We start from the raw sequence: 11,159 nt of genomic DNA on the forward strand, positions 1-11,159 counted from the left end.
CCCTGAACGGTCTGCGAGCGTTAGGAGCATCGGCACGTCACCTCAGCCCGTGATGCTGCCAGGACTGGCCGGATGCCGTGAGGTCCGGGCGCTCCGCAGGCTCCTCACACACATCTAGGGCATCGCCTTTCGGCCGTTGAGGCGTTGAGGACATTCGAGGTGCTGGCTTGACGATGCTGACGGAATTCGGTCGCGATATCTGGATCGCAGATGGTCCAAACGTCTCGGTCGCGGGATTTCACTATCACACCCGAATGGCTGTCATGAGGCTCCCGGACCAAAGCCTTTTCGTCTGGTCACCGACGAAGATCACGGAGAGCTTGCGAGAAGCCGTCGATGCCGTTGGCCAGGTCCGGCACATCGTTGCGCCCAATTCACTTCATCATCTCTTTCTTCCCGAGTGGAAGCGCGCCTATCCCGGAGCCAAGCTCCACGCCCCGCCTGGCCTGCGACAGAGGCGCGCCGATATCAGCTTCGACACCGACCTCGGCGATGTACCGAACGCGGATTGGGCCGGGCAGATAGATCAGGTCCAGGTGCGCGGCAATCTGATCACGACGGAGGTGGTGTTCTTTCATGCTGAGAGCCGAACCGTACTTTTCACCGATCTCCTCCAACAAATTCCATCTCATCTGCTGTCGGGGTGGCGGGCGACCGTTGCGAAGCTGGATCGCATGGTTGGGCCCGAGCCGTCGGTGCCGTACAAATTCCGGATTGCGTTTGCCAACCGACGCGTGGCGCGAGAAGCCCTCACGCGCGTTCTCGCGTGGCCTGCCGAAAAAGTACTGATGGCCCACGGAACGCCGATCGAGACGGATGCATCAGCATTTTTTGCGGCGCGCATTTGCGTGGCTGAGCCCTTAAGCGGCAGATCTGAGGCCGCTGGACTTGCGGCCCTCGCTCACGAAATCGTCATCCCATCCAGGAATAAACCCGCCCCTCCCCCGATCACCTCCTCCGAAGCCCAATTCCGGGCGCAAGGAGAGGCGTGATGAGCGGACACGACCACGGGGACGACGGCGTCAACCGCCGCAAGGTGCTCGAATGCATGACCTGGGCCGGCACCGGGGTGCTCTGGACCATCACGGGCGGCGTGCCGCGCTCGCTCGGCATCGTCGATTCCGTCCAGGCCGCAGAAGCGCCCGGCATGACCTTCCTCCAGATCAGCGACAGCCATGTCGGCTTCGACAAGCCGGCCAATCCCAACGCGCTCGGCACGCTGGAGGAGGCCGTCAACAAGATCAATGCGATGCCGGCAAAGCCGTCCTTCATGATCCACACCGGCGACATCACCCACCTGTCGAAAGCCGCCGAGTTCGACAATGCCGAGCGCATCATCTCGCAGACCAAGCTCGACGTGCACTACGTGCCGGGCGAGCATGATTTCCTCGACGAGGAGGTGAAGTTCTATCGCGATCGCTATGGTCGCGGCACCAAGGGCCAGGGCTGGTATTCGTTCGATGCCGGCGGCGTGCATTTCGTCGGCCTCGTCAACGTCGTCGACCTCAAGGCCGGCGGGCTCGGCAATCTCGGCACCGAGCAGCTCGCATGGCTCGAGGACGATCTGCGCGGCAAATCGAAATCCACTCCGGTCGTGCTGTTCGCCCACATCCCGCTCTGGACCGTCTATCCGCAATGGGGCTGGGGCACCGAGGACGGCGCGCGCGCGCTCGAATACGTCAAGGGCTTCGGCTCGGTCACCGTGCTCAACGGCCACATCCACCAGGTGATGCAGAAGGTCGAGGGCAACGTCACCTTCCACACCGCACGCTCCACCGCCTTCCCGCAGCCCGCGCCCGGAGCTGCCCCCTCACCCGGCCCGATGAAGGTCGAGGACGCAAAGCTGCGCTCCATGCTCGGGGTCGCCAGCATCAACTTCAAGCAAGGCGATCAGCGCCTCGCCATCATCGACACGCCGCTCCAAGGTTGATTCAAGGCTGAACGGAAGCTGACCATGAAGACTCTCAATCGCCGCGACTTCGGTGTCGCCGTGGCCGCGGCCGTGCTGCTGCCCATCACCAACGCCCGCGCCGACGACATGGAGGTGCATATCGACAATTTCACCTTCCAGCCGGCCGAGCTCACGGTGAAAACCGGCACCACCATCACCTGGATCAACCGGGACGATATCCCCCACACCATCGTCTCGGCCGGCAAGTTCAGGTCGAAGACGCTCGACACCGACGACAAATTCGCGTTCACCTTCACGGCGGCCGGCGATTACAAGTATTTTTGTTCGCTGCATCCCCACATGACGGGGTTGATCAAGGTTGAGTAACGGCTCAAACCAAGGCATCACCATCCTGCCCGGCCAGTGGATTGACGCTGGCCGGGCGCGCGCGTCGAAAGCCGGCACCGGCGAAAAGGCAAAGCGAGCGGCGATGCCCTCCACCAGCGACGATCCCGACAAGGCGCGGCGCTTCCGTGAAGCGGCGCTGCCGCATCTGGACGACGTCTATACGCTCGCGCGCTATCTGCTGCGTGACGCCTCGGATGCTGAGGATGCCGTGCAGGAGTGCTACCTGCGCGCGCTGAAGCATTTCGACAGCTATCGCGGCCCGGCGATGAAGCCGTGGCTGTTCGCAATCCTGCGCAACGTCTGCAATGCCGAATATGCGCGTCGGGCGCATTCGCCCGCGGCGATCGAGGATATTCCCGAAGCGGCCGAGCAGCCGCCGATCTGGCGCGAGACTGAAGCAAATCCCGAAATTGACATGCTGCGCACGCGTGACGCGACGGCGATCAGAAAACTCATCGAGGCTTTGGCCGAACCGTTCAAGGAAACTTTTGTGCTGCGGGAGATCAACAACCTGTCCTATCGCGAAATCGCAGACGCCGTCGGCGCGCCGATCGGCACCGTGATGTCCCGCCTTGCCCGCGCCCGCGCCATGCTGCGCTCAGCCTGGATGGCGGAAGAGGAGCAACCGAAATGACCTGCGACGAGGCAAAGCTTCTGCTTCACGCACTGATCGACGGCGAGCTCGACGCCGGCCATACCAGCGAGGTCGAGGCGCACATCGCGGCCTGCCCGGCTTGTGCGGCCGAGCTCGCCGCCCAGCGCGAGATGAAGCACGTGCTCGCCGATACCGATTTGCGCTACACCGCGCCGGCAAACTTGCGTGCCCGCATCGAGGCCTCGCTGCCGCAGCCGCGCCAGCAGAGCCGCCGCGCGGTGCTGCGCGGCTTTGCGATGGGCTCGGCGGTCTCGGCGCTCGCCGCCACCGGCCTCGTGGCCATCGTGCTGCGCCAGGATGACCAGCAGCGCATCCTGTCCGAGGTCGTTTCCGCGCATCTGCGCTCGCTTCAGGCCGGTCATTTGACCGACGTCGTCTCCACCGACCAGCACACCGTAAAACCGTGGTTCAACGGCAAGCTCGACGTTGCCCCGCCCGTGATCGACCTAACCGCGCAGGGCTTTACGCTGGTCGGCGGCCGGCTCGATTATATCGACGCCCGCGCGATCGGCGCTGTGATCTACCGGCGCCGCCAGCACATCATCAACCTGTTCGTGTCGCAGACCGCAAGCGCCGAGCACCGCCCGCCGAAGACCCAGACCATGCAGGGCTTCAACTGCCGCCGCTGGGGCGACCGCGGCCTGAACTTCTGGGCCGTCAGCGATATCGGCGCCGACGAGCTCGCGGAATTCGTCGACAAGTTCGAGAGGGCGATGAAGGCGAATGTGGAGGGGTAAGGTTCCGTCGAACCACAACAACGTGGTTGCTGGCGCGCAAATCCTTTCCAAGGTCGTCCTGGCGAAAGCCAGGACCCATTACCACAGAATGCAGTTCTGTGATCGGTACTAGCCCCGAAGTTCTATGAGAGATCACGCGGTATGGGTCCTGGCTTTCGCCAGGATCGTGGAACCGATAGGTGGTCGCAATCCCGATCGCTATTGCGGCAAAGTAAGCCTGCCTACGCCGACCGCCTCACCGCATTGTCCACCAGCGTCTTGCCGAGCGACCAGATCGCGCCGGGGACCTTGTGGCTGCCGGCGATGACGTCGTCGAACGCCTTCTCGATCCAGTTGCAGTCTTCTTCGGTGATGGTGAGCGGCGGCAGCAGCTTGATGGTGTGGCTGCCGTGGCCGGCGACTTGCGTCAGGATCTTGTGGTCCTTGAACAGCGGCACGGTGATGAGCTGGCAGAACAGGCCCTTGTTCGCCGTCTCCAGCACGTTCCAGGACGCCCTCAAGCGCAGCGATTTCGGCGGGCCGAATTCGATGCCGATCATGAGGCCCTTGCCGCGCACTTCCTTCATCAGCTCATAGCCGGGCACCATGCGGGTGAGCGCGAGGCGAAGCTCGGCACCGCGCTTGGCGGCAGCCTCGATGAGCTTCTCGGATTCCATCACGTCCAGCGTGGCGATGCCGGCGGCCATCCCAAGGTCGTTCTTGGAGAAGGTCGAGCCGTGCACCACCGCACGGTCCATCTGGTTGAAGATCTTGTCGAAGATGCTTTTCCGCGTCAGCACCGCGCCGACCGGCACGTGGCCGCCCGAGAGCGACTTCGACAGCAGCACCATGTCGGGCTCGACATTCCAGTGCTCGACCGCGAGGAAGCGGCCGGTGCGGCCCATGCCGGTCTGGATCTCGTCGGCGATGAACAGCGTGCCGTATTTCTTGCAGAGCGCAGCCGCGCCCGGCAGGAACTCGTCGGTGGGCATGTTGACGCCCTTGCCTTGGATCGGCTCGACGATGAAGCCTGCGACCTCGCGCGAGGACAGCGCCTTTTCCAGCGCGGCGAGATCGTTGAACGGGATCGAGGTGCAGCCGGGCAGCAACGGCTCGAAGCCGCTGCGGAAATTCGAGTCCCCCGTCAGCGACAGCGCGCCGTAGGTCAGGCCGTGATAGGCGTGGGCGCAATAGACGATGCCTGGGCGCCCGGTGGCACCGCGCGCAAACTTGATCGCCGCTTCCACACTCTCCGCACCCGAATTGGCAAAGAACGCCTTGTCGAGATAGGGCACATATTTGAGCAGCCGCTCGGCGAGCACGCCGGCGAGCGTCGAGACGTCGAACTGAACGAGATTGGGCAGATCGGCGTCGAGCACGCTCTTCAGCGCCTCGCGCATCACGGGATGGTTGCGGCCGATCGCGAACACACCAAAGCCGGACAGCAGGTCGAGATAGCGCGCGCCATCGCGGTCGTAGAGGTACTGCCCCTGCCCCTTCTGGAAGCCGACGTCATAACCGATGGTCTTGAGCACCCGAACGAACTGCTCGTTCAGGTGACGCGTATGCAGGGAGCTGCGTTGCGCCTCGCGGTCAGCAAAGAGCTGGGCCATGTCTGGATTTGGAGTGTGCATCCGCTACATACTTCGGTTGATGGTCGTGTCGTCAACAGAAAACGGTCGTTGCGGCCTTTTGCCCTTTTTCGGACCATCTTCGCAAGCACAGCTTTAAATCATGTTGCACTGCCAAGGAACTATCATGCGTTTGGCCCTTTACTCCGGAATAATACTGGTTAGCGGTTTCAGCTGTTTGAACCCGGCCTTCGCGGCCGATCCGACCGGCGACTGGCGGGTCGCCGACGGCGTCGCCAACATCCGCGTGGCGCAATGCAATGGCAGCATGTGGGGCGCGGTGTCCTGGGAGAAGACCCCCGGCGGCCGCGATGAGAACAACCCGGATGTCTCAAAAAAGAGCAGGCCGACCCTGGGCATGGCGATCCTGATCGACATGAAGAAGAAGGCCGGCGCCGACCAGTGGGAGGGCCAAGTCTACAACGCCAAGGATGGCCAGCTCTACGCGTCGACCATCACACCCGCTGGCACGGACCAGCTCGAGATCAAGGGCTGCGTGCTCGGCTTTCTCTGTGGCGGCGAGACCTGGACCCGGGTCGGGCCGCCGATCCCGTCGAGCCCCGCCAACAGCATGGCCAAGGGCGCGCCGAAGACCACCGGCGCCGCGCCCAAGATGGCAGCACCTGCCGCTCCCAAGAGCACCGGCGCGAGCGCAAAACCCGGTCAGAAGGCTGCCGCCGATCCCGTTGGCGACATCTGCCTACTCCCTGAGATTGCGGGGTTTGCCCATTAGGGCCGGCTGAAACAGCAGCACGGCGGCGAGCGTCGTCACCAGCGAAAGCGCGAGCAGCTTGCCCATGCTGGACGTGCCGGGATGGCTCGACAGCCACAGGCTGCCGAACGCGGTCGCCGTCGTCAGCGCGCTGAAAAAGATCGCCCGCGTCAGGCTGGTCTGCAGCAGGTTTGTCCTGCCGGAGCGCCAAGCCACGACATAGTAGATCTTGAAGGCGACGCCGACGCCGAGCAGCAACGGGAAGGCGACGATATTGGCGAAGTTGAGCGGCAACCCGATCAACACGCAGATCTCGAGCGTCACGGCTCCCGCAACCAGGAGCGGCACCAGCGTCATCAGCACGTCGGTGAAGCGCCGCAAGGTGATCCACAAGAGCAGGCTGATGACGACCAGCGCATAGATGCCCGCCATGATGAAGGCGCGCACGACCGTATCGCCCGATTTCAGGATCGACACCGGACCGCCGATCGCCATCGGCTCCGCTGCGAGCACCGCCGCGGCGAACTTGCGCAAGGTGTCGTTGTCGTTGGGATCGCCGCGCGGCAGCGCCTCGACGCGGATCACGCCGTCCTTGCTCTTCCAGGCATTGACCAGATCAGACGGAAGCGACTTCAGCGTGACCGGCTCGGCCTGCATCGCGTTCCTGAGCTGATCGAACACGATCTTCATCGGCGTAATGAAGACGTCCTGTGCCTTGTTGCGGGTCGCCTCGTCCGCGTTGGCCAGCTTCTCGAGCCCATCCGCAAGCCGCCGCGAGGCGGTAGCACCGGGTCCCTTGTCGTTGCCTGCAGTCCTGCGCAAGGCCTCGACCGAGGATTTCAGCGAGTCGACATTTTCCTGGTCCGAAGGCGCAGCGTCGACCTGATCCGGGTTGAGCGCGGGATTGATCACCTTGGCGCCCTGCGCGATCAGCTTCAGCTTCGGTGCCTGATCCGATGGCACGAAGCTGTCGAGGGACATCACCCGCAGCACCTCCGGCAGCTTCTCGAGCCTCGCCTCGATCTGCGTCGCCTGCTCTTCCGAATTGGTCAGCACGTTGATGGCGTTGGCGCCGGTGTTCGGATCCTTGCGCAGGTCAAGGAAGGTCGCGATCGACTCCGCCCTGGGGTTGCGCAGGTTCATCGGATTGAAGTCGAATTTCATGTAGTAGAGCAGCGGCAGGCCGCCGACGGCGAGGAGCAGCGTGCCGCCCACGATCACCACGCGGTGCTTCTCCAGGAAGTGATCGAGCGGCGCCAGGAAGGCGTAGCCGACCGGCTCCTTCTCGCCAGGCGGGTTCAAGAGCTTCAACAGTGCCGGCAGCACGGTGATCGAGGAGAGGAACGCCACCAGCATGCCGACACCGGCGATCTGGCCGAGCTCGGAAATACCCTTGTAATCGGTCGGCATGAAGCAGAGGAAGCCTGCGGCAGTCGCCATCGCGGCCAGCGACAGCGGGATCGCCGAACGCTTGGCGCCCAGCACGAGCGCAGAAGTGAGATCATTGACCTTGTAGCGTTCCGAGCGATAGCGGACGCTGTACTGGATGCCGAAATCGACGCCGAGACCGACGAACAGCACGGCGAAGGCAATCGAAAGCAGGTTGAGCGAGCCGACCATCATCAGGCCTGCGGCCGTCGTGATCGCGAGCCCGACGAACAGGTTCACGAACACGGCGAAGATGATCTTCGCCGAATGCAGCGCGAGCCAGAGGATCAGCAACACCACCAGGACGGTGCCGATGCCGTTAACGACGACGCCTTCCTGCACCGTGGCGTATTCCTCATTGGCGATGGGGACCGGACCGGTCAGGCGCACCCGCGCCTGGTACTTGGTCGGGAAATCAAGGTCGGCCGCGGCCTTGCGGATCGCATCCGTCGCGCCCTTGCCGGGCTCGAGCGCGTTGTAATCGAGGACCGGCTTGAACTCGATGAAGGCGCGCTTGTCCGAGTCGGAGAGCGGCTTGTCGCTGACGAGCTCGCGCCAGGAGAAGATTGCGTTGCCCTTGTTCAGGACCGTCTCAACCGTCTGCGCGATCAGGTTGAAGGGACGCTCGGTGTTGTCGAGCTTCACCTGGCCCCGTTTGACGCCGGCAAGCCCGGTCTCCAGCGCGCCGGTGAGGCCGCGGATCGAGGGATCGCCCGCCATGATCTCGATCAGGGGCGCTGCCGACTCGAACTGGCCGGTGATCTTGCCGACCTCTTCGGTCGGCAGGAACAGCAGCCCGTTCTTCTCGAAGAATTCGCCGGTGCCGAGCTGCTGCATCGACACGAAATTGGTCTTGTCGTCCCTCAGCTTGGCGTAGAGCGCGTCGGCCGCAGCCGTCGTCATCTCGGGCGTCGCCGCCTCGACGACGGCCAGAATGGTGGCGTCGCGATCGAAGGCACGATCGAAGGCCTGGTCGCGCTGCCGCCAGTCGAGATTTTGCGCGATCAGCGAGTTGATATCGGTGTTGATGGCGAAATGGCGCGCCGCGTAGTAGCCCGCGCCCACCGCCAGCAGGAGCCCGGCGATAACGACGAGGGTGGCAAATCGGGTGCAGGCTCGGACGATCGCAACGACTATAGTTTGCAGCACATCTATTCTTTCTGGCTTTCAAACAGCTTGCCGGAAACGCCCGCTGTTTATCGGAGTTCCCCGGCGAAACCTATCGCTGTTTTGGGCGGTTTGACCCGTCGGGAGGTTCGAGGAATTGACGGAAGTCAACGATCGCGCGGGCGGGTATAGACGGCCAGTTGAGGCGGTAAAGTGACGAAGGGGTGAGGACCTGCCTTAACCTTGCCGCATCATAGTACCGTTAATGGAACCGAGGACGCGATCCGCCTTCCATCGCGGCCGTTTTTTTGACACAAGGCCCTGTGCCTCCATGCGCTTGGGGCCAAACGGACGGGTGGGCGGCTACCACCGGTGCGGAACCAATGGTGCGGATATTCCACTATTGGTGAGTATCGGGGTGCCGCCGGGGACAACTGAACGGATTTGGTGCAACTTGCGTGATGGACACCCTATGGAAATTTATCTAGCGCAGCCGCGCGGCTTTTGTGCCGGCGTGGTGCGTGCCATCGAGATCGTGGAGCGGGCGCTGGAGAAGTACGGCCCGCCCGTCTATGTGCGCCACGAGATCGTACACAACAAATACGTCGTCGAGAGCCTGAAGCAGAAGGGCGCGATCTTCGTCGAGGAGCTGTCCGAGGTTCCGCCGAAGGCAATGACTGTTTTCAGCGCCCACGGCGTGGCGCGCAGCGTCGAGGAAGAGGCTGCCGCGCGCGACCTTCCTGTGCTGAACGCGACCTGCCCCTTGGTCACGAAAGTTCACAATCAGGGGAAACGCTACATCTCCAAGGGCCGTACCCTGATACTGATCGGCCATGCCGGCCATCCCGAGGTCGAGGGAACCATGGGCCAGGTTCCGGGCCCCGTGCTGCTGGTCCAGAGCGTCGAAGAGGTTAAGGCCCTGATGCTGCCGGCCGATCGGCCAGTGGCCTACATCACCCAGACCACGCTGTCGGTGGACGACACCAGGGACATTATTGCGGCCCTCCAGGCCCGATTTACAGATATTCAAGGCCCTGACATCCGGGATATCTGCTATGCGACACAGAACCGCCAATCTGCGGTAAGGGATTTAAGTAAGCTGGTCGACGTGATCTTGGTGGTGGGCGCTGCCAATAGTTCCAACTCGAACCGGCTCCGCGAAATCGGCACTGAGGCCGGCGTGGCGAGTTATCTGGTCGCCGATGGCCGCGAGCTCAATCCGGAATGGTTGAAAGACGCCAAGACCGTCGGCATCACAGCCGGCGCCTCGGCACCTGAGGTTCTCGTGGATGACGTGATCGAAGCCCTGCGACGGATCGGACCGGTTTCGGTCTCGGTGCTGCCAGGGCGCGAGGAAAACATCGAATTTCGGCTTCCGGCGGAACTCGCCGCAAGCTGACCTACCTGAATTCCAAGCCCAGAAAGAAATGTGTGATGGCAATACCCTTCTTCAAGGAAATGCGTATCGGCGGCTATTTGGTCAAGCAGAAACTGCTTGGCCGCAAACGCTATCCGCTCGTGTTGATGCTGGAGCCGCTGTTTCGCTGCAATCTCGCCTGCGTCGGCTGCGGCAAGATCGACTATCCGGACGCGATCCTCAACCGCCGCATGACGGCGCAGGAGTGCTGGGACGCCGCGGACGAATGCGGCGCGCCGATGGTGGCGATCCCCGGCGGCGAGCCGCTGATCCACAAGGAGATCGGCGAGATCGTGCGCGGCCTGGTGGCGCGCAAGAAGTTCGTCTCGCTCTGCACCAACGCGCTTCTGCTCGAAAAGAAGCTAGACCTGTTCGAACCCTCCCCGTACCTGTTCTTCTCGGTGCATCTCGACGGGTTGAAGGATCACCACGACAAGGCGGTGTCGCAGAAGGGCGTGTTCGACCGCGCCGTGTCCGCGATCAAGGCGGCGAAGGCGCGCGGCTTCACGGTCAACGTCAATGCGACCATCTTCGATGGCCATCCGGCGGAAGAGATCGCAAAGTTCCTGGACTTCACCACCGAGCTCGGCGTCGGCGTCTCGATGTCGCCCGGCTACGCCTATGAGCGCGCGCCGGACCAGGAGCACTTCCTCAACCGCACCAAGACCAAGAAGCTGTTCCGCGACGTCTTCGCGATGGGCAAGGGCAAGAAGTGGAACTTCATGCATTCCGGCCTGTTCCTCGACTTCCTCGCCGGCAACCAGGAATACGAGTGCACGCCCTGGGGCATGCCCGCGCGCAACATCTTCGGCTGGCAGAAGCCCTGCTATCTGCTCGGCGAAGGCTATGCCAAGACCTTCAGGGAGCTGATGGAGACCACCGACTGGGATTCCTACGGCACCGGCAAGTATGAGAAGTGCGCCGACTGCATGGCGCATTGCGGCTACGAGCCGACGGCGGCCACGGCGGCGCTGACGAACCCGATCAAGGCGGCCTGGGTCGCAATGCGCGGCGTCAAGACCTCGGGTCCGATGGCGCCTGAGATCGACCTCTCCAAGCAGCGTCCGGCGCAGTACATCTTCTCGGAGCAGGTCCAGAAGAAGCTCTCCGAGATCCGCCGCGACGAGGCGCTCGCCGCCCAGGAGAAGGCCTCGACCGCCGCGTAAGCGGCTGGACATCGACGGCAACAAAAAG

General features: G+C 63.2%; 10 protein-coding genes. 8 read left to right on the top strand and 2 right to left on the bottom strand.

Annotated features, from left to right (window positions below; genetic code table 11):
- Window positions 1-173 precede the first annotated feature (173 nt).
- The 5 genes from YUU_RS54605 to YUU_RS0146320 all read left to right on the top strand — a co-directional run bounded on the left by YUU_RS54605 (window position 174) and on the right by YUU_RS0146320 (window position 3,691).
- Window positions 174-992, top strand: a complete 819-nt coding sequence (locus YUU_RS54605; protein WP_371260613.1) for a DUF4336 domain-containing protein — start codon at window positions 174-176, stop codon at window positions 990-992.
- Window positions 992-1,930, top strand: coding sequence for a metallophosphoesterase (locus YUU_RS0146305; RefSeq protein WP_027528184.1), 939 nt, complete (start codon window positions 992-994; stop codon window positions 1,928-1,930). Before YUU_RS54605 ends, YUU_RS0146305 begins: the two co-directional genes overlap by 1 nt.
- 24 nt (window positions 1,931-1,954) lie before the next feature.
- Window positions 1,955-2,278, top strand: a complete 324-nt coding sequence (locus YUU_RS0146310; protein WP_027528185.1) for a cupredoxin family copper-binding protein — start codon at window positions 1,955-1,957, stop codon at window positions 2,276-2,278.
- A 103-nt stretch (window positions 2,279-2,381) separates the two neighbouring features.
- Window positions 2,382-2,933 carry a sigma-70 family RNA polymerase sigma factor gene (locus tag YUU_RS0146315; RefSeq protein WP_027528186.1) on the top strand — a complete coding sequence of 184 codons (552 nt, stop codon included), beginning with the start codon at window positions 2,382-2,384 and terminating at the stop codon, window positions 2,931-2,933.
- Entirely contained in the window at window positions 2,930-3,691 is a 762-nt protein-coding gene (locus YUU_RS0146320) for an anti-sigma factor (protein WP_027528187.1), read from the top strand. Before YUU_RS0146315 ends, YUU_RS0146320 begins: the two co-directional genes overlap by 4 nt.
- Before the next feature lie 221 nt (window positions 3,692-3,912).
- Here the strand turns inward: YUU_RS0146320 and hpnO are convergent, their stop codons facing one another.
- Window positions 3,913-5,304: an aminobacteriohopanetriol synthase HpnO gene (hpnO, locus tag YUU_RS0146325; protein WP_027528188.1), complete on the bottom strand. Its 1,392-nt coding sequence runs from the start codon at window positions 5,302-5,304 to the stop codon at window positions 3,913-3,915.
- Window positions 5,305-5,428: 124 nt separating this feature from the next.
- Here hpnO and YUU_RS0146330 point away from each other — a divergent pair, with 124 nt between their 5' ends.
- Window positions 5,429-6,034 carry a DUF2147 domain-containing protein gene (locus YUU_RS0146330; protein WP_027528189.1) on the top strand — a complete coding sequence of 202 codons (606 nt, stop codon included), beginning with the start codon at window positions 5,429-5,431 and terminating at the stop codon, window positions 6,032-6,034.
- Here the strand turns inward: YUU_RS0146330 and YUU_RS0146335 are convergent.
- The gene (locus YUU_RS0146335) at window positions 6,002-8,590 is read right to left on the bottom strand and encodes an MMPL family transporter (protein WP_027528190.1); all 2,589 of its coding nucleotides are present in this window, start codon (window positions 8,588-8,590) and stop codon (window positions 6,002-6,004) included. The genes YUU_RS0146330 and YUU_RS0146335 overlap by 33 nt on opposite strands.
- A gap of 430 nt (window positions 8,591-9,020) precedes the next feature.
- Here YUU_RS0146335 and ispH point away from each other — a divergent pair, with 430 nt between their 5' ends.
- Together ispH and hpnH are read left to right on the top strand one after the other, a co-directional pair.
- On the top strand, window positions 9,021-9,947 hold the full coding sequence (gene ispH, locus YUU_RS0146340; protein ID WP_027528191.1) for a 4-hydroxy-3-methylbut-2-enyl diphosphate reductase: 927 nt from the start codon (window positions 9,021-9,023) through the stop codon (window positions 9,945-9,947).
- Between the two features lie 35 nt (window positions 9,948-9,982).
- Window positions 9,983-11,131: an adenosyl-hopene transferase HpnH gene (hpnH, locus tag YUU_RS0146345; RefSeq protein ID WP_027528192.1), complete on the top strand. Its 1,149-nt coding sequence runs from the start codon at window positions 9,983-9,985 to the stop codon at window positions 11,129-11,131.
- Window positions 11,132-11,159: the final 28 nt, after the last annotated feature.

Source organism: Bradyrhizobium sp. Ec3.3, from assembly GCF_000472925.1.
Lineage (GTDB): Bacteria > Pseudomonadota > Alphaproteobacteria > Rhizobiales > Xanthobacteraceae > Bradyrhizobium.